The following is a 17,702-nucleotide window of genomic DNA, read 5'->3' as shown; positions in this document are numbered from 1 at the left end:
GCGCGTCTTTACTCCTGTAGGCCGGTTGCGGCCAACGACACAGGAGCATTCATCATGAGTGTCATGTCAAAGGCGGCGCTGCCGTTGCTGGTGGTTTCCAGTCTGCTGGCAGGCTGCGCCACCCACAGTGACGGCAGTGCGCCCCTCAATCAACGGACCTGGCCCATCTGCAGCCTGCTCGGTGGGCTGGCCGGCGGTGGCCTGGGCGCTATCGAAAGCTCGAGCTGGGCTGCAGGCGCTGGCGCCCTGGGTGCGATCGCCGGCGGCCTGATCTGTTACGCCCAGGATGGGGACGAAGATGAGGATGGCGTCTTCGATCGCCGTGACCGTTGCCCTGACACGCCTGCCGGCACGGCGGTCGACCACATGGGCTGCCCGCTGCCGCAGTATCCGCCCAGCCAACCTGCGCCTGAGCCCCAGCCAGAGGTGATCTCCCTCGACGATCAGGGCCAGGTGATGTTCGCATTCGACTCTGCCGACTTGACGGTGGGCAGCCAGCAACGGCTGCAAAGCCTGTTGCCCAGGCTCAGCGAGTTGGGTGTATCGCGGATCAAGGTGGTTGGCCATACCGACAATGTCGGGTCTGACAGTTACAACCAGGCACTCTCCGAGCGGCGCGCGGCCAGCGTCGCACAGTATTTGATCAGCCAGGGCCTGGCACCGCAGAAGGTAACGAGCGAAGGGCGCGGGGCTAGCGAGCCGGTGGCAGAAAACGACACCGAACAAGGCCGTGCGCAAAACCGGCGGGTGGACCTGCACCTGAACTGAGCAGCGATGGGAGCGGCAGATGAAATTCATTCTGGGCGTGGGTAAAACCCTGACCATCGCTTTCTGGGGCGTGGTGCTGTTCAACCAGATGCTGCCACAGCCGCTGCCGTTCAATCTGTTGATCAATGCTGCGGGTATCGCCTTGCTGGGGCTGCACGTTCTGGAAGTGCTGTTCTTCAACGGCAGCTTGCGTGGGCGCAGCCACCGCTGGTTCGATCGTTTGCAGATACTGCTGACGGGCATTTTCCACGTGATGTCCATACCGCGGCAGGCAGAGCTGACGCGCCGTGGCTGACACGGCGCCGCCTCGCTATGTCGGTAACCGCGAACTGGCCACCGCCACCACCGCCAGCCCCAGCAGGAGGTTGGCCCCTACCATGCGCCGGATCCGGCCCAGCGCCGCAGCACCTGCGGCCCAGTCTTCGGCCTGCACGGCAGCCTTCAGCTCAGGCAGCAACAGCGCCTGGATACGCATGAACAGCGCGAACATGGCGATCCCGCCCCCCATCATCACCTGTACATACCGGGGGGCTGTCTCGAAACCGTTGAAGCGCATGTGCAACATGCCGATACCACTTATCGCCAGAATGGCTACCGCCAGCCAGACCCATCTGAAGAAACGTCGGAAAACTTCCACCCAGAGCCGAAGCCGGGCTGGCCCCTCAAGGGCTGCAACCGTTGCCGGGCGCAGCACCAGCCAGGCGAAGAACATGCCGCCGACCCACACAAGGGCGGCCAGGACATGCAGTGTGTAGGGGAGGGCAAAGGCAAGCATCCGGATCTCCATGCGGCACAATGGGCAATAGCGGGGTATGATAGCCGCCCCATGCGAAACACTGAAAATATATCCAGCCCTTCGGGCGCCTGCAGACCATGATCAGCAACGAACTCAAAGCCACCATCCAGGGCGCCTACTCGCGTTTTCTCGAAGCCAAGAGCCTCAAGCCGCGTTATGGCCAGCGCCTGATGATCGCCGAAGTGGCCAAGGTACTCGGCGACATCGCCTGCGACGACGAAGGCCGCCGTGCGGGCGAGCCTGCCGTGGTCGCGGTCGAGGCAGGGACCGGTACCGGCAAGACGGTTGCCTACAGCCTGGCCGCAATCCCGGCTGCCAAGGCGGCTGGCAAGCGCCTGGTGATCGCCACCGCGACCGTGGCCCTGCAGGAGCAGATCGTCTTCAAGGACCTGCCCGACCTCATGCGCAGCAGCGGCCTGAACTTCAGCTTCGCCCTGGCCAAGGGGCGCGGCCGCTACCTGTGCCTGTCCAAGCTCGACGTCCTGCTGCAGGAGGGCCATGCGCAATCGGCCACTGCCCAGCTGTTCGAGGAAGAGGGCTTTCACATCGAGGTCGACGAGCGCAGCCAGAAGCTGTTCAACAGCATGATCGAGAAGCTCGCCGGCAATCGCTGGGACGGCGACCGTGACAGCTGGCCCGAGGCCCTGGAAGACCAGGACTGGGCGCGGCTGACCACCGACCACAGCCAATGTACCGGCCGCCACTGCCCGAACTTCCAGCAGTGCGTGTTCTACAAGGCCCGCGAAGGCATGGGCAAGGTCGATGTGATCGTCACCAACCACGACATGGTCCTGGCCGACCTGGCCCTGGGTGGCGGCGCGGTGCTGCCTGACCCGCGTGACACGATGTATGTGTTCGACGAAGGCCACCACCTGCCCGACAAGGCCATCGGCCACTTCGCGCACTTTTCCCGTTTGCGCTCCACTGCCGACTGGCTGGAGCAGACCGCCAAGAACCTGACCAAGCTGTTGGCCCAGCACCCGTTGCCGGGCGATCTGGGCAAGCTGATCGAGCAGGTGCCGGAGCTGGCGCGGGAAATCCGCACCCAGCAACAGTTCATGTTCACCTTGTGCGAGCAAGTCGCCGACTTCCGTCCCAGCGAGGACGTGGAGGGGCGTGAGCGCCCGCGCTATCGATTTGAAGGCGGCGTGGTACCCGAGCAGATCCGCGACGTCGGCATCGAGCTGAAAAAGGGCTTCGCCCGCCTCAACGACCTGTTCACTCGCCTGGCCGACCTGCTCAAGGAAGGCATGGACGGCGAGGTCAACATCGGTATCGCCAGCCATCAGGCCGAAGAGTGGTACCCCTTGTTCGGCAGCCTGGTCACCCGCGCCCAAGGCAACTGGGAGCTGTGGACCGCCTTCACTGCCGAGGACCCGCAAGACAGCCCGCCCATGGCCCGCTGGTTGACCCTGGCCGAAAGCGGCGCGCTGTTCGACATCGAGGTCAACGCCAGCCCCATTCTGGCAGCCGAAATGCTGCGGCGCAGCCTGTGGAGCGTGGCCCATGGCGCGCTGGTAACCTCGGCGACGCTGACCGCGCTGGGCAAGTTCGACCGTTTCCGCATGCGCTCGGGCCTGCCGCGCGATGCGATGACCTGCGTGGTGCCCAGCCCGTTCGTGCATGGCGATGCCGGCCTGCTGCGGGTGCCCGACCTCAAGGCCGACCCGCGCGATGCTGCGGCGCATACCGCTGCGATCATCCGCGAGCTGCCGAACATCGTCGAGGACGCCCGCGGTGCGCTGGTACTGTTCTCCTCGCGCAAACAGATGCAGGAAGTCTTCGACGGCCTGGACCGCGACTGGCGCAAGCTGGTGCTGATTCAGGGCAACCTGTCCAAGCAGGAAACCCTGAACAAGCACAAGGCGCGGGTCGATGATGGCCAGCACAGTGTGCTGTTCGGTCTGGCCAGCTTCGCCGAGGGCGTCGACCTGCCCGGTGCCTACTGCGAGCATGTGGTGATCGCCAAGATCCCCTTCGCCGTGCCTGACGATCCGGTCGAGGCGGCACTGGCCGAGTGGATCGAGGCCCGCGGTGGCAACCCCTTCATGGAAATTGCCGTACCCGATGCATCGTTGAAGCTGATTCAGGCCTGCGGTCGCCTGCTGCGTACCGAGCAGGACCGGGGCGTCATTACCTTGCTTGACCGGCGTCTGGTCACCCAACGCTACGGCAAGGCTATTCTCAATGCGCTGCCGCCCTTCCGGCGGGAGATTTCCTGAAGGCCGGAGCATGATGTGCCGGCCCGTTGTCCACCACTCTGTCGCGGGCCCATGAGGGCCTGGAAGGAGAGCCTGAGCCCTATGATCCGCCGCACCTTGCCTGCTGTTCTCACCCTGTTGTTCAGCGCCTCTGCGATGGCCGGGCAGCAGACGCTGTTCAGCTTCGTGCGCCCGGCTTCGGTCGTCAATGTGGCCACTGAAGGGGCCGGGATGCCGCAGTACAACGCAGAACAGACCGCAGAAGGCGAGGTGTTGCGGCGGGTGGTGTTCAACCCGGTCGAACGGCCGACCCTGCGGCTGAGCCCTCACAGTGGCGCATGGGATTGGTCGGCCGGGCAGTTTCTGACCTTGCGCCTGCAAAGTGCCATGGACTGGGCACTGACCGTCGATGTCACGGTGCTGGGCAGCGATGGCCGTACCCTGACCAGCCGTATCGACCTGCCTGCAGGGCCCGCGCAGACGGTCATGGTGCCGCTCAAGGCCAGTTCCCCCCTGAGCCAGGGCATGCGCGCCGGCCCACCGATGCCCTGGACCCATGAAGGGCAACGGTTGCTGCTGACCAGCAGCGCCGGTGAGGTCGATCTCAAGCAGGTGGTATCTGTCAGCCTGAGCATCCCCGGCCCCAAGGTTGCGCAGAACCTGCTGATCGAGAAGGTCGGTATTCAGGACGACGACCTTGCCTACCGGGCGGCCTACCACGCACTGATCGATGCTTATGGCCAGTCCACGCGCGGCCGCTGGCCCGAAAAGGTGGTCAACGATGAACAACTGAAAGCTGCTGACAACCGCGAGCAGCAACAGCTCAAGGCCTGGCTGGCCGAGCATCACAAGCAACAGCTGGACAGCTACGGCGGCCTGCTTGCCGGGCCGGCGTTCGACGCCAAGGGTTTCTTCCGTACGGAAAAGCGTGACGGCCGCTGGCACCTGGTGACCCCCGAGGGCCATCCGTTCTACTCGTTGGGCGTCAATGCCGTGGCTGCCGATGGCGGGCGTACCTATGTCGCGGGCCGCGAAGGGATGTTCGGCGTGCTGCCGGGCGAAGGTGACGCGCTTGCCGCCTTTTATGGCGAGGGCAACAACGATGATGGCAATGCATCGTCGCAGGGGCGCAACTTCAAGAAGGGGCGTTGGTTCGACTTCTATGCAGCCAACATCCAGCGCGCCCATGGCAAACCTTGCCCGGCAGGGGAGGAGGGGCAACCTGCCGCGCCCTGCCCGCCCCTTGCGCTGGATAGCGCTCGTTGGCAGGCGCATACGCTCGACCGGTTGCAGGCCTGGGGCTTCAACACCCTGGGCAACTGGAGCGACCCCGAACTCGGCCAGGCCAAACGCATGCCCTATACCCTGCCGCTGTCGATCGTCGGTGACTATGCCAGCATCAGCACAGGCATGGACTGGTGGGGGCGCATGCCCGACCCGTTCGATCCGCGTTTCGCCATGGCCACCGAGCGAGCCGTGGCCATCGCCGCGCGTGACCACCGGGATGATCCCTGGCTGATTGGGTACTTTGCCGATAACGAGCTGGCCTGGGCTGCGCCTGGTAATGACCCCAAGGCCCGTTACGGCCTTGCCTATGGCACCCTGCGTCTGACAACCGATGTACCGGCCAAGCGTGCCTTCCTCAAGCAACTGCGCGACAAGTACCGTAACCAGCAGGGGCTGTCCAAGGCCTGGGGCATCGACCTGCAAGCCTGGGAATTGATGGAAGACCCAGGCTTCGAGGCGCCGCTGCCCAACCCCGAGCACCCTGAGATCGAACGCGATTACCAGCACTTCCAGCAGGTGTTCGCCGAAACCTATTTCAAGACCATCGCCGATTCGCTGAACTGGCATGCGCCCAACCATCTTCTGCTGGGCGGGCGCTTTGCCGTCAGCACACCCGAAGCGGTCAAGGCCTGCGCCGAGTTCTGCGATGTGCTGAGCTTCAACTTCTATACCCTCAAACCCGATGACGGCTACGACTTCGCCCAGCTGGCGGAGCTGGACAAGCCGGTGCTGGTGTCCGAATTCCAGTTCGGTTCCCGTGACCGTGGGCCTTTCTGGCCGGGGCCGGTGGAAGTGGCGCGTGAAGAGGATCGGGGCCCGGCCTACGGCAACTTCCTCAAGGCGGCACTGGCGCAGCCGATGATTGTCGGCGCTCACTGGTTCCAGTACCTCGACCAGCCTGCCAGCGGGCGTTTGCTCGATGGCGAAAACGGGCACCTCGGGCTGGTGGCGATCACCGATATGCCATATCCGGGTTTTGTCGAGGCGGTGCGCAAGAGTAACCGGCAGGCCGTTGGTCAGTTGAGCAGCCTGTTGCACGAAGGGGGCTCTACCACGGGCGCGCCAACCGACGAGGCGCCCTGAAAAGGGTGCTTTTCTGCGTGATCATCCAGCCTTGCCCAGTAGGCAAAACCGCCAACTACTGAAACAATGCCTCCCTTTTTCAGCAAGGTCGAACGGAGAACAGGCGGGTGCAGATCCAGGGTCACTATGAGCTGAAGTTCGAGGCAGTGCGCGAAGCGTTTGCGGCATTGTTCGATGATCCCCAGGAGCGCGGCGCGGCGCTGTGCATTCAAGTCGGTGGCGAGACTGTAATCGACCTTTGGGCGGGCAGCGCCGACAAAGATGGCCAGCAGGCCTGGCACAGCGATACCATCGCCAATCTGTTCTCCTGCACCAAGACCTTCACTGCCGTCACCGCACTGCAACTGGTCGGTGAGGGCAAGCTGGCGCTGGATGCTCCGGTGGCGCGCTACTGGCCCGAGTTTGCCCAGGCAGGCAAAGAGAGCGTCACCCTGCGCCAGCTGCTCAGCCACAGGGCGGGTTTGCCCGCCATCCGCGAGCTGCTGCCAGCAGAGGCCCTGTATGACTGGCAAACCATGGTCGATGCGCTAGCCGCCGAAACACCTTGGTGGGCGCCGGGTACCGCGCACGGCTATGCCGCCATCACCTACGGCTGGCTGATCGGCGAGCTGATCCGCCGCGCCGATGGCCGTGGCCCAGGGGAGTCGATCGTGGCGCGTACCGCGCGGCCGCTGGGGCTGGACTTCCATGTAGGCCTGGCGGACGAAGAATTCGATCGCGTGGCCCATATCGCACGCGGCAAGGGCAACGCCGGCGATGCTGCCGCCCAGCGCTTGCTGCAGGTGACCATGCGTGAGCCCGAGGCGTTGTCTACCCGTGCGTTCACCAACCCGCCGGCCATCCTCACCAGCACCAACAAGCCTGAGTGGCGCCGCATGCAGCAACCGGCGGCCAACGGTCACGGCAATGCCCGTAGCCTGGCGGGTTTCTATGCCGGCCTGCTCGACGGCAGCCTGCTCGAGTCTGAATTGCTCGATGAACTGACGCGTGAACACAGCATCGGCGAGGATCGTACCCTGCTGACCCAGACCCGTTTCGGCCTTGGCTGCATGCTGGACCAGCCTACAGTGGCCAACGCCACCTTCGGCCTGGGGGCGCGGGCCTTTGGGCATCCCGGCGCAGGTGGTTCGGTCGGTTTTGCCGACCCCGAGCACGACGTTGCCTTCGGTTTCGTGGTCAATACCCTTGGCCCTTACGTGCTCATGGACCCAAGAGCCCAGCAACTGGTGCGTGTCCTTGGCACTTGCCTTTGATCGGGTAACGCGGGTATTGCGCAACCCCTTTGACTATCCTCAATGCCAACGCCTCAAGTGTGTGGGCAAAATTTCTTTCTATTTCATGGTGTATCGCTGATGTCTTCACATAAAACCTTAGCTCTCGCCCTGTGCCTGACCGCTATGACCGGCTGCGCCAGCCATTCCCAGGATGCCGCGAAGGGCGGCCTCAGCAGCTGGTGGCCATTCGGTACGGACGAGGTCGCCGAGCAGGAAGTGAAGCAGGCCGTCACCGAAAAAGTCGCCAAGGCCGATGCCAAGTCCGAGAGCGCCAGCCGCTGGTGGTGGCCCTTTGGCGGTGACGACAAGCAGGCCAAGGGCCCGGTTGTACCAAAAATCGACGAAAAGGCCACCCAGGCCTGGCTCGATCAGTACGAGCCAAAACTGCGTGAAGCGATCAAGGACAGCAAACTGGAGCTGGAGCGCCGTGAGAATGTGTTGGTTGTGACCATCCCGGCTGACAGCTCCTACAACCCGGACCGTCCGAACATGCTGTTGCCTATGAGCCTGGGCCCGATTACCCGTGTGGCCAAAGCCGTCGAAGGCGACCCCAAGACTGCCGTGCTGGTGCTGGGCCACGCCGACACCAGCGGCGCTGCTGCTACCAACCAGAAGCTCAGCCTGGAGCGCGCCGCTTCCGTGTCGGCGATCTTCCGTTTGAGCGGCTTGAAGCGTGACCGTCTTTCGCTCAAGGGCATGGGCTCTGAAATGCCGCGCGCGGCCAACGACAGCGTCGAAGGCCGGTCCCTTAACCGCCGCGTGGAGATGCTGTTGACCCCGCAGAACACCATGCTTGCCCTGATGGCCAAATATCAGCGGCCAGCGCCGGCACCGGCCTCGATGGTCGCTGTCCAGGACGCTAAGGCACCCGCTACCAAGGCAGCTGTTACCAAACCAGCCGCCAAGGCAGCGGCCAAACCTGCTGCCAAAAAGCCTGCAGCCAAAGCCAAGGCACCTGCTAAAACCACCGCCAAAAAGAAAGCCGCGCCGGCCAAGCCCGCTGCCAAGAAAGCTACCGCCGAGAAAAAAGTAGCCGCCAACAGCCCTGCGAAGACCAACTGATCGTCAAGGAAACGCAGCCATGACCCAATCCCTGGCCGATATGCGCCGCGACTACACCCGTGATGGCCTGGCAGAAGCCCAGGCGCCGGGCGAGCCGTTCGCTCTGTTCCATCAGTGGTTCGCCGATGCGGTAAAGACCGAGCAGGCACCGGTGGAGGCCAATGCCATGACCCTCGCCACGGTCGACGGTGATGGCCGTCCCCATTGCCGCGTTTTGCTGCTCAAGGGGCTCGACGACCGAGGGTTCACCTTCTTCACCAACTACGACAGCGCCAAGGGCCAGCAACTCCAGGCCAACCCCTACGCTGCCATGACCTTCTTCTGGCCGGCGCTGGAACGTCAGGTGCGCATTGAGGGGCGTGTGGAAAAGGTTACGCCCCAAGAGTCGGATGACTATTACCAGGTCCGCCCGCTGGGTAGCCGCCTTGGGGCCTGGGCGTCACCGCAAAGCCGGGTGATTGCCAGCCGCGAGGCGCTCGAAGGGCTGGTGAAGGCCACTGAGGCCCGGTTCTCCGACACCCAGCCCCACTGCCCCGAGCATTGGGGAGGCTACCGCCTGCTGCCCGAGCGCATCGAGTTCTGGCAAGGGCGGGCGAGCCGGCTGCACGACCGGCTGAACTATCGGTGGGTCGATGGCCAGTGGCAGCGCGAGCGCCTGGCTCCGTGACGTTCATGGGGCTGCGCGGTAGCCCCATGCATACTGTCACCACTTCAATGCAGTAAACCCTGACTATCCTCTGTCTAGATTTCCAGGCCCGGCTCGGAGACTGTACCGTAGCTGAACGGAAATAATTTTATGGCTTTGCTACCGTGACAGCCGTCGAGGTGCAGCGTCTAATGGACACCTGACTTATGGAGACTTTACCCATGCGTAAATCCGCTTTGCTGGTGGCGACTTTTACCACCATGTCGTTGTTGTTGGGCGGCTGTGCTTCGAGCCTGACCGGCGACAGTTACTCCCGTGATGAGGCCCGTCGCGTGCAGACCGTGCGCATGGGTACTATCGAGTCCCTGCGTCCGGTCAAGATCGAAGGCACCAAAACCCCTATCGGCGGCGGTGCAGGCGCGATTGTCGGTGGTGTTGCCGGCAGTGCCATTGGTGGTGGCCGTGGCAGTATCGTTGCAGCGGTAATCGGTGCCGTGGCCGGTGGCCTGGCGGGTTCTGCTGCCGAGGAAGGCATCACCCGCACCCAAGGTGTCGAAATCACCGTGCGTGAGGACGATGGCAGCATGCGCGCCTACGTTCAGGCCGTGCAGGAGAACGAAATCTTCCGCGTCGGTGAGCGTGTGCGCATCATGACTGTCGACGGTACCAGCCGCGTTACGCACTGACCGCGCGCAAACAAAACCCCGAACTGGCCAGGCCCGCTCGGGGTTTTTTATTTGCCTGCCCTGGCCCTGTCGCCGGCTTACAGCCCAAGCATATCCCGCGCCACGGCTTCGGCAATGCGAATGCCATCAACACCCGCCGAAAGAATGCCCCCGGCGTACCCGGCACCTTCACCTGCAGGGAACAACCCCTTCACGTTCAGGCTCTGGTAATCCTCGCCGCGGGTGATGCGCAGCGGCGAGGAGGTGCGTGTCTCGATGCCAGTCAGCACTGCATCATGCAGGTTGTAGCCTTTGATCTGTCGATCGAAGGCTGGCAGCGCCTCGCGGATGGCCTCGATGGCGAAATCCGGCAAACTCGGCGCCAGGTCACCCAAGGTCACGCCCGGCTTGTAAGACGGCTCGACGCTACCCAGCGCGGTGGAGGGTTTGCCTGCAACGAAGTCACCCACCAACTGTGCCGGTGCCTGATAGTTGCTACCGCCCATTACATAAGCGTGCGCCTCCAGGCGCTCCTGCAGCTCGATACCCGCCAGCGGGCCGCCCGGGTAATCGCGCTCAGGGTCGATACCGACCACGATGCCGGAGTTGGCGTTGCGCTCGTTACGCGAATACTGGCTCATGCCATTGGTGACGACGCGGCCTGGTTCGCTGGTGGCAGCGACCACGGTACCGCCGGGGCACATGCAGAAGCTGTATACAGAGCGGCCGTTCTTGGCGTGGTACACCAGCTTGTAGTCAGCGGCACCCAGTTTCGGGTGACCGGCATATTTGCCAAGGCGCGCCTTGTCGATCAGCGTTTGCGGGTGCTCGATACGGAAGCCCACCGAGAAGGGCTTGGCTTCCATGAACACGCCTTTGCCGTGCAGCATGCGGAAGGTGTCACGGGCGCTGTGGCCCAAGGCAAGCACCACGTGGCGCGACTGCAACAGCTCGCCGCTTTCCAGCACCACGCCGCTCAGTTGGCCATCGTCGATCAGCAGGTCGGTGACTTTTTCCTGGAAGCGCACTTCACCGCCCAGGGCGATGATGTCCTGGCGCATCTGCTCGACCATGCCGGTCAGGCGGAAGGTACCGATGTGCGGCTTGTTGATGTAGAGGATCTCGTCCGGCGCACCGGCCTTGACGAACTCTTCCAGTACCTTGCGGCCATGGTGAAGCGGGTCCTTGATCTGGCTGTACAGCTTGCCGTCGGAGAAGGTCCCGGCACCGCCTTCGCCGAACTGCACGTTGGACTCGGGGTTGAGCACGCTCTTGCGCCACAGGCCCCAGGTGTCCTTGGTGCGCTGGCGCACTTCCTTGCCACGCTCGAGGATGATCGGCTTGAAGCCCATCTGGGCCAGCAGCAGGCCGGCGAAGATACCGCACGGGCCGAAGCCGACCACGACCGGACGCTCCTGCAGGTCGGCAGGGGCGTGGCCAACGTACTTGTAGGTGACATCCGGCGCGACGCTGATGTTGCGATCGTCAGCGAACTTGGCTAGTAGCTCCGCTTCGTTGCTGGCTTCAAGGTCGATGGTGTAGATGAACAGCAATTCGCTGTTCTTCTTGCGCGCATCGTAGCTGCGCTTGAACAGGTTGAAGCTGAGCAGTTGCTCATCGCGGATGCCCAGGCGCTGGACAATGGCTTCGCGCAGCGCTTCGTCGGGATGGTCCAGGGGCAGCTTCAGTTCGGTGATTCGTAGCATGGCAGGGTCCAGTATCCCGGCCATGGGCGGCCGGCGGCTTTACACAAACCGCCAAGTATAAGCTGTTCGCCGCCCTGACTGGCAGGATAAAAGTGCCCGGCGATCAGTTGTCGCGTGCACCGCCGTAGTAGCCGCAGCCCTGCAGGGTCTGGCCATCGATGCGCAGCTCGGCGCGCAGGTGGTGCACGGCACCGGTGGCAGTATCGACGCAACGCTGCGGGGCGACCCACAGTTCCACCTGCTGGCCGTTGGCTTCGCTGCTCAGGGTCAGGCCGCCGCCGGGCACTTCCTCTTCCAGGAAGGGCAGCGGCAATGGCTCCTTGCCAATGCGGTTGAGCACCATGCCTTTGCCACTGGCCTTGATGTCCCACTCAGGCTCATGGCCGCTGGCGCGCAGGGTCAGCTGCTTGAAGTTGGGATCTTCGCAGGCGCGGGTGGACGGGTCCAGGCGGTACAGGCGGCGCACCTCGAGCTGGCCGTCGCTGTTGGCCTGCTTGCTGCCGGTGAGGCGCCCGCGCACATCGGCGAACAGTTTGTCACCGGCGTCGTCTGCCAGGTTGGCGGCTTCCTGCAAAATGCCGGTGCCGGCCACATCCTTGATCACGAAGCGACGGGGTTCATTGCAGGGCTTGAACAGCAACTGGCCGCCCCCGGCGCTCAATTCGCCCTGCATGCGCACAGTGCCGATGTTCGGATCGCTTGGTGGGGCGGCCAGCATCTGGCAGCCGGCGAACAGGGGCAGCAGGGCGGTGAGTAGCAGGGAAGGGGTGAGGCGCATGGGACGGGGCTCCGGGATGCTTGCTGAAGTGCAGGCCACGGTACCCATGCCAGGCGCTGATCACAAGAGAAAGCAATTTGGGGCCGCTTTGCGGCCCATCGCCGGCAAGCCGGCTGCTACAGGAACAGCGCTGACCCTGTAGGCGCTGGCTTGCCGGCGATGGGCTGCGTAGCAGCCCTCATAAAGCTAACTGACTGGCCTGAACCCGAGGCCCTTTGCCAGTCAACCGCCCAGGTAGGCGTCACGCACTTTCGGGTCGGTCAGCAGCGCCTCCCCCGTGCCTTGCATTACAACCCGGCCATTCTCCAGCACATAGGCCCGATCTGCGACTTTCAACGCCTGGTTGGCGTTCTGTTCCACCAGGAACACCGTCACGCCATCGCGGCGCAACTGTTCGATGATGTCGAAGATCTGCTGGATGATGATAGGCGCCAGGCCCAACGAGGGCTCGTCGAGCAGCAGCAGCTTGGGCTTGCTCATCAGCGCCCTGCCGATGGCCAGCATCTGCTGCTCGCCGCCGGACATGGTGCCGCCGCGCTGGAGATAACGCTCTTTCAGCCTCGGGAACAGTTGCAGGACTTTGTCCAGTTGCTCCTGATAGTCGCCTTTGTCGGTGAAGAAGCCGCCCATGGCGAGGTTTTCCTCGACGGTCAGGCGGGCGAACACACGGCGGCCCTCGGGGACCACGGCGATGCTCTTGCGCATGATGTGCGAAGAAGGCTGGCCGACCAGCTCTTCACCCAGGTACTTGATGCTGCCGCTGTGCGCCTGCGGCGAGCCGCACAGGGTCATCAGCAAGGTTGACTTGCCCGCACCGTTGGCACCAATCAGGGTGACGATCTCACCCTGATTGATCTCGACGTTGACGCTGTGCAACGCCTGGATCTTGCCGTAGAAGGTGGAGACGTTCTCGAACTTCAGCATTTACGCTTCCCCCAGGTAGGCTTTGATCACGTCAGGGTTGTCGCGAATTTCCTCCGGTGTGCCGTTTGCCAGGGGCGTGCCCTGGTTGATGACGACGATATGGTCGGAAATGCTCATCACCAGCTTCATGTCGTGTTCGATCAGCAGCACGGTGACGTTGTGCGACTCACGCAGATAGGCGATCAACGCCTTGAGGTCCTCGGTTTCCTTGGGGTTCAGGCCCGCTGCCGGCTCGTCCAGCATGATGATCCGCGGCTGGGTCATCATGCAGCGGGCGATTTCCAGGCGGCGTTGCTGGCCGTAGGCGAGGGTGCCGGCGGTACGGTTGGCGAACTCGGTCAGGTTGACCTTCTCCAGCCAGTACTGCGCGCGCTCCAAGGCCTCTTTCTCGCTGCGGCGGAAGCTTGGGGTCTTGAACAGGCCGGCGAAGAAGTTGGTGTTGAGGTGGCGGTGCTGGGCGATCAGCAGGTTTTCCAGCGCGGTCATCTCTTTGAACAGGCGCACGTTCTGGAAGGTCCGCACCACGCCCTTGCGGGCGATCTGGTGGCCGGCCAGGCCTTGGATCGGCTGGCCGTCGAGCAGGATGGTGCCGCCGCTGGGCTTGTAGAAGCCGGTGAGGCAGTTGAACACGGTGGTCTTGCCGGCGCCGTTCGGGCCGATCAGCGCCACTACCTGTTTTTCCTTGACGGTCAGGGCCACGCCGTTGACCGCCAACAAGCCGCCGAAGCGCATGCTCAGGCCGCTGACTTGCAGAATTTCGCGGCTCATCGACGCAGCTCCATGTGTGGACGTTGCATAGGCAGCAAGCCTTGCGGACGCCAGATCATCATCAACACCATCAGCGCACCGAACATCAACATCCGGTATTCGCTGAACTCACGCATCAGCTCAGGTAGCAGGATCATCACGATGGCCGCGAGGATCACGCCCAGTTGTGAGCCCATGCCGCCAAGCACGACGATGGCGAGGATGATCGCCGACTCGATGAAGGTGAACGACTCGGGTGTCACCAACCCTTGACGGGCGGCGAAGAAGCTGCCGGCGAAACCGGCGAAGCAGGCGCCCAGGGTGAATGCCGAGAGCTTGATCACGGTCGGGTTCAGGCCCAGCGCGCGGCAGGCGATCTCATCTTCACGCAGCGCCTCCCAGGCGCGCCCGATGGGCATGCGCAGCAGGCGATTGATGACGAACAGCGCCAGCAGTGCCAGCAACAGTGCCACCAGGTAGAGGAAGATGACCTTGTTGATCGAGTTGTACGGCAACCCGAAGTACTCGTGGAAGGTCTGCATCCCCTCGGCAGCACGCCGCTCGAAGGTGAGGCCGAAGAGCTCCGGTTTGGGGATGTTGCTGATGCCGTTGGGGCCGCCGGTCCAGTCGGTCAGGTTTCGCAGGAACAGGCGGATGATCTCGCCGAAGCCCAGGGTCACGATCGCCAGGTAGTCACCGCGCAGGCGCAGCACCGGGAAGCCGAGCAGGAAGCCGAAGGTGGCGGCCATCAGGCCGGCGATCGGCAAGCATACCCAGAAGCTCCAGCCCAGGTAGTGCGACAGCATCGCATAGCTGTAGGCGCCGACAGCGTAGAAGCCGACGTAACCCAGGTCCAGCAGGCCCGCCAGGCCGACCACGATGTTCAGGCCCAGGCCCAGCAACACGTAGATCAGGATCAGCGTGGCGATGTCGACGGCGCCGCGCGAGCCGAAGAACGGCCAGACCAGCGCCACCACGATCAGCCCGATGATGATCCAGCGTTGTGTCTTGGGCAGGGTCAGGTAATTGCTTACCGCGGGCGAGATCAGCTTGCGATCCGAGCGGCGGCCCATCACCGAGCTCCACTGCCTGTCGAACAGCACGCGCAGGAACATCAGCACCGAGCAGGCGGCGATGATGCCGATGGTGAACGAGCCCTGGCTGTGCACCACCAGGCTGATGCCATCGATGCTCAGTTTCAGGCCCAGCACCGGGAAGGCCACGGCCCACACCAGCAAGGCGCTGAAGAACGCCTGTTTGAGATTTCTGTTCATACTTTTTCAACCTCCGGGCGGCCGAGGATGCCGGTCGGCCGGAACAGCAGGACAAGAACCAACAGGCCGAATGCCACCACGTCCTTGTACTGGTCGCCGAAGATGTCAGCGCCAAAGGCTTCGGCCACGCCCAGCACCAGGCCACCGAGCATCGCGCCCGGAATGCTGCCGATGCCACCCAGTACCGCCGCCGTGAAGGCCTTCAGGCCCACCAGGAAACCGGCGTTGGGGTTGATCACGCCGTACTGCATGCTCAGCAGCACAGCCGCCACCGCCGCCAGCGCGGCACCGATGACGAAGGTCAGGGCGATGATGTTGTTGGTGTTGATGCCCAGCAGGTTGGCCATCTTGATGTCCTCGGCGCAGGCGCGGCAGGCGCGCCCCAGGCGAGAGCGGGAGATGAACAGGGTCAGCAGGGTCATGGCCACCAGGGTGACCACGAACACCAGGATCTGCATGTAGCTGATCAGGACTTCTTCAGCACCGCCTGGCCCGAAGGAGAAGCTCCCGGGGATCAGGTTAGGGATGGATTTGTCCTTGGAATCCTGCGACAGCAGCACGGTGTTCTGCAGGAAAATCGACATGCCGATGGCGGAAATCAGCGGGATCAGACGGTTGCTGTTGCGCAGGGGGCGGTAGGCAACCCGTTCGATGCTGTAGCCATAGGCGCTGGTGACGAAGATCGTCGCGACGAAGGCAACGGTCATCAGGATCGGCAGCGAATGGATACCCATCATGGCCAGCCCTGCGAGGGCGATGAAGGCCACATAGGAACCGATCATGTACACCTCGCCATGGGCGAAGTTGATCATGCCAATGATGCCGTACACCATCGTGTAACCGATGGCGATCAAGGCATAGGTGCTGCCGATGGTCAATCCATTAACCAGTTGTTGGAAGAAATGGTAGATCTCAGGCATTACAGCGCTCCTAAAAACCTGATTTGCATTTCGCTGGCGGGGGTAGGCCAGGAAACCGCGAGTGACGGTTTTAAGATTTTCAGGTGAACCGGCCCCCGGATCGCGGGAGTCAGGTCCATGAACCTCGTAAAACAAAGCCCACTGCTCGCACAGTGGGCTTTTACGGTCAGCTATTCAGTCACGCAGTTACTGAGGGGAGACTTCGGTCTTCGGCTTGCCGAAGTGCCATTCGTAGACCACGAACTTGAAGTCTTTGAGGTCGCCTTTTTCGTCGTACGACAGCGTGCCGGTCGGGGTCTTGAACGAGCCGGCGTGGATGGCGGCTGCCACCTTGTCGGTGTCTTCGGACTTGGCAGCCTCGATGCCTTTGGCGATCAGCTCCACGGCGGAGTAGGCCGGGAACACGAACGGACCGCTCGGGTCCTTGCCGTCAGCCTTGATGGCATCGACGATGGCCTTGTTCTCAGGGTCGGCGTCGAACGACTTCGGCAGGGTGACCAGCAGGCCTTCGGAGGCGTTCTGGGCGATCTGCGAGATCGAGTCGTTGCCTACGCCTTCTGGCCCCATGAACTTGGCTTTCAGGCCTTTTTCCTGAGCCTGGCGCAGGATCAGGCCCAGCTCTGGGTGGTAGCCGCCGTAGTAGACGAAGTCGACGTTGTTCTGCTTGAGCTTCTGGATGATCGAGGAGAAGTCCTTGTCACCGGCGTTCAGGCCTTCGAAGACGGCAACCTTGGTGCCTTTGCCTTCCAGGGTCTGCTTGACGGCGGTGGCGATGCCTTCACCGTACTGCTGCTTGTCGTGCAGCACTGCAACGACCTTCGGCTTGACGTGGTCGGCGATGTAGTTGCCGGCCGCAGGGCCTTGGGCGCTGTCCAGGCCGATGGTGCGGAAGATCAGCTTGTAACCACGGGCGGTGATTTCCGGGCTGGTGGCGGCCGGGGTGATCATGATCACGCCTTCGTCTTCGTAGATGTCGGACGCTGGCTGGGTGGAGCTGGAGCACAGGTGGCCGATGACGAACTTGACGCCGTCGTTGACCACTTTGTTGGCGACTGCCACGGCCTGTTTAGGGTCGCACGCGTCGTCGTATTCCTTGGCTTCAAGCATTTTGCCATCGACGCCGCCCTTGGCGTTGATGTCCTTGATGGCCTGTTTTGCGCCGATGAACTGCATGTCGCCGTACTGGGTCACAGGACCGGTTTTCGGACCGGCGATGCCGATCTTGATGGTATCGGCGGCAAACGAATGGCTGGCTACCCCGGCCAGTACCATTGCGGCGAACAGCTTGGAAATCTTGATCATAGTGCTCCACTCATTCTGTTGTAATTCTTATAGTCCTGGCGGCCAGGGCTACAGACCGGGCGGGATTTGCGGTATGGCCACGCCACACTGCATGCCCACCTTCCCCCGGAACATGTCCCGGAACTGTACCGGTACAGTGTAGAGCGCTGCCCGAGCGCTTGAAAAGCGGGCGAAAAGCGCCTGTTTCGCGGGTTGTCGCATGATCGACACAAAGATACAGAAAGGCGCCATTACATCGCCTGCATCTTCGGCCCTACCCCACAAGTTCT

General features: G+C 63.0%; 16 protein-coding genes. 8 read left to right on the top strand and 8 right to left on the bottom strand.

The features are described 5' to 3' along the window. The first annotated feature begins 54 nt into the window (after nt 1–54). Nucleotides 55–768: an OmpA family protein gene (locus ACEWE8_RS18375; RefSeq protein WP_046787736.1), complete on the top strand. Its 714-nt coding sequence runs from the start codon at nt 55–57 to the stop codon at nt 766–768. 19 nt (nt 769–787) lie between these two features. Further along, nucleotides 788–1,063 (top strand): DUF1145 domain-containing protein, encoded by a 276-nt coding sequence (locus ACEWE8_RS18370; protein WP_012313061.1) that lies wholly within the window; start codon nt 788–790, stop codon nt 1,061–1,063. Between the two features lie 15 nt (nt 1,064–1,078). Here ACEWE8_RS18370 and ACEWE8_RS18365 read toward each other — a convergent pair whose 3' ends face one another. Further along, a complete protein-coding gene (locus ACEWE8_RS18365; protein ID WP_046787735.1) occupies nt 1,079–1,543 on the bottom strand; it encodes a CopD family protein in 465 nt (154 codons plus the stop codon). Nucleotides 1,544–1,641: 98 nt separating this feature from the next. Between ACEWE8_RS18365 and dinG the strand changes: the two genes are divergently transcribed. The 6 genes from dinG to ACEWE8_RS18335 all read left to right on the top strand — a co-directional run bounded on the left by dinG (nt 1,642) and on the right by ACEWE8_RS18335 (nt 9,803). Continuing rightward, nucleotides 1,642–3,786: an ATP-dependent DNA helicase DinG gene (dinG, locus tag ACEWE8_RS18360; RefSeq protein WP_046787734.1), complete on the top strand. Its 2,145-nt coding sequence runs from the start codon at nt 1,642–1,644 to the stop codon at nt 3,784–3,786. 81 nt (nt 3,787–3,867) lie between these two features. Beyond that, the gene (locus ACEWE8_RS18355; RefSeq protein ID WP_046787733.1) at nt 3,868–6,135 is read left to right on the top strand and encodes a beta-galactosidase; all 2,268 of its coding nucleotides are present in this window, start codon (nt 3,868–3,870) and stop codon (nt 6,133–6,135) included. 107 nt (nt 6,136–6,242) lie between these two features. Beyond that, a complete protein-coding gene (locus ACEWE8_RS18350) occupies nt 6,243–7,388 on the top strand; it encodes a serine hydrolase domain-containing protein (protein ID WP_046787732.1) in 1,146 nt (381 codons plus the stop codon). A gap of 99 nt (nt 7,389–7,487) precedes the next feature. Beyond that, nucleotides 7,488–8,471 (top strand): OmpA family protein, encoded by a 984-nt coding sequence (locus ACEWE8_RS18345; RefSeq protein ID WP_046787731.1) that lies wholly within the window; start codon nt 7,488–7,490, stop codon nt 8,469–8,471. 19 nt (nt 8,472–8,490) lie between these two features. Beyond that, a complete protein-coding gene (gene pdxH, locus ACEWE8_RS18340; RefSeq protein WP_046787730.1) occupies nt 8,491–9,138 on the top strand; it encodes a pyridoxamine 5'-phosphate oxidase in 648 nt (215 codons plus the stop codon). Nucleotides 9,139–9,338: 200 nt separating this feature from the next. Further along, nucleotides 9,339–9,803 (top strand): glycine zipper 2TM domain-containing protein, encoded by a 465-nt coding sequence (locus ACEWE8_RS18335; RefSeq protein ID WP_012313068.1) that lies wholly within the window; start codon nt 9,339–9,341, stop codon nt 9,801–9,803. Between the two features lie 77 nt (nt 9,804–9,880). Here ACEWE8_RS18335 and ACEWE8_RS18330 read toward each other — a convergent pair whose 3' ends face one another. The 7 genes from ACEWE8_RS18330 to ACEWE8_RS18300 form a co-directional block, all read right to left on the bottom strand. Beyond that, nucleotides 9,881–11,488 carry an NAD(P)/FAD-dependent oxidoreductase gene (locus ACEWE8_RS18330; RefSeq protein WP_046787729.1) on the bottom strand — a complete coding sequence of 536 codons (1,608 nt, stop codon included), beginning with the start codon at nt 11,486–11,488 and terminating at the stop codon, nt 9,881–9,883. A 103-nt stretch (nt 11,489–11,591) separates the two neighbouring features. Further along, on the bottom strand, nt 11,592–12,266 hold the full coding sequence (locus ACEWE8_RS18325; RefSeq protein ID WP_046787728.1) for a COG3650 family protein: 675 nt from the start codon (nt 12,264–12,266) through the stop codon (nt 11,592–11,594). Between the two features lie 222 nt (nt 12,267–12,488). Beyond that, nucleotides 12,489–13,190, bottom strand: coding sequence for an ABC transporter ATP-binding protein (locus tag ACEWE8_RS18320; protein ID WP_046787727.1), 702 nt, complete (start codon nt 13,188–13,190; stop codon nt 12,489–12,491). Beyond that, entirely contained in the window at nt 13,191–13,958 is a 768-nt protein-coding gene (livG, locus tag ACEWE8_RS18315) for a high-affinity branched-chain amino acid ABC transporter ATP-binding protein LivG (protein ID WP_039604710.1), read from the bottom strand. After that, on the bottom strand, nt 13,955–15,211 hold the full coding sequence (locus tag ACEWE8_RS18310) for a high-affinity branched-chain amino acid ABC transporter permease LivM (RefSeq protein WP_012313073.1): 1,257 nt from the start codon (nt 15,209–15,211) through the stop codon (nt 13,955–13,957). The genes livG and ACEWE8_RS18310 overlap by 4 nt, the downstream gene beginning before the upstream one ends. Further along, nucleotides 15,208–16,131: a high-affinity branched-chain amino acid ABC transporter permease LivH gene (gene livH / locus ACEWE8_RS18305; RefSeq protein ID WP_008097482.1), complete on the bottom strand. Its 924-nt coding sequence runs from the start codon at nt 16,129–16,131 to the stop codon at nt 15,208–15,210. The genes ACEWE8_RS18310 and livH overlap by 4 nt, the downstream gene beginning before the upstream one ends. Before the next feature lie 186 nt (nt 16,132–16,317). Next, nucleotides 16,318–17,433, bottom strand: coding sequence for a branched-chain amino acid ABC transporter substrate-binding protein (locus tag ACEWE8_RS18300; RefSeq protein ID WP_012313074.1), 1,116 nt, complete (start codon nt 17,431–17,433; stop codon nt 16,318–16,320). Nucleotides 17,434–17,702 lie beyond the last annotated feature (269 nt).

The sequence above is a fragment of the Pseudomonas sp. TR47 genome, assembly GCF_044143025.1.
In the GTDB taxonomy this organism is placed as follows: domain Bacteria; phylum Pseudomonadota; class Gammaproteobacteria; order Pseudomonadales; family Pseudomonadaceae; genus Aquipseudomonas; species Aquipseudomonas putida_E.
Note: the sequence above shows the minus strand (reverse complement) of the source record. Positions and strands in the feature narration are given on the sequence as shown.

What these genes read in the sequence shown, in the direction of transcription:
- ACEWE8_RS18375 (WP_046787736.1), top strand. Translation starts at nt 55, where the DNA reads ATGAGTGTCATGTCAAAGGCGGCGCTGCCGTTGCTGGTGGTTTCCAGT.
- ACEWE8_RS18370 (WP_012313061.1), top strand. Translation starts at nt 788, where the DNA reads ATGAAATTCATTCTGGGCGTGGGTAAAACCCTGACCATCGCTTTCTGG.
- ACEWE8_RS18365 (WP_046787735.1), bottom strand. Translation starts at nt 1,543, where the DNA reads ATGCTTGCCTTTGCCCTCCCCTACACACTGCATGTCCTGGCCGCCCTT.
- dinG (WP_046787734.1), top strand. Translation starts at nt 1,642, where the DNA reads ATGATCAGCAACGAACTCAAAGCCACCATCCAGGGCGCCTACTCGCGT.
- ACEWE8_RS18355 (WP_046787733.1), top strand. Translation starts at nt 3,868, where the DNA reads ATGATCCGCCGCACCTTGCCTGCTGTTCTCACCCTGTTGTTCAGCGCC.
- ACEWE8_RS18345 (WP_046787731.1), top strand. Translation starts at nt 7,488, where the DNA reads ATGTCTTCACATAAAACCTTAGCTCTCGCCCTGTGCCTGACCGCTATG.
- pdxH (WP_046787730.1), top strand. Translation starts at nt 8,491, where the DNA reads ATGACCCAATCCCTGGCCGATATGCGCCGCGACTACACCCGTGATGGC.
- ACEWE8_RS18335 (WP_012313068.1), top strand. Translation starts at nt 9,339, where the DNA reads ATGCGTAAATCCGCTTTGCTGGTGGCGACTTTTACCACCATGTCGTTG.
- ACEWE8_RS18330 (WP_046787729.1), bottom strand. Translation starts at nt 11,488, where the DNA reads ATGCTACGAATCACCGAACTGAAGCTGCCCCTGGACCATCCCGACGAA.
- ACEWE8_RS18325 (WP_046787728.1), bottom strand. Translation starts at nt 12,266, where the DNA reads ATGCGCCTCACCCCTTCCCTGCTACTCACCGCCCTGCTGCCCCTGTTC.
- ACEWE8_RS18320 (WP_046787727.1), bottom strand. Translation starts at nt 13,190, where the DNA reads ATGCTGAAGTTCGAGAACGTCTCCACCTTCTACGGCAAGATCCAGGCG.
- livG (WP_039604710.1), bottom strand. Translation starts at nt 13,958, where the DNA reads ATGAGCCGCGAAATTCTGCAAGTCAGCGGCCTGAGCATGCGCTTCGGC.
- ACEWE8_RS18310 (WP_012313073.1), bottom strand. Translation starts at nt 15,211, where the DNA reads ATGAACAGAAATCTCAAACAGGCGTTCTTCAGCGCCTTGCTGGTGTGG.
- livH (WP_008097482.1), bottom strand. Translation starts at nt 16,131, where the DNA reads ATGCCTGAGATCTACCATTTCTTCCAACAACTGGTTAATGGATTGACC.
- ACEWE8_RS18300 (WP_012313074.1), bottom strand. Translation starts at nt 17,433, where the DNA reads ATGATCAAGATTTCCAAGCTGTTCGCCGCAATGGTACTGGCCGGGGTA.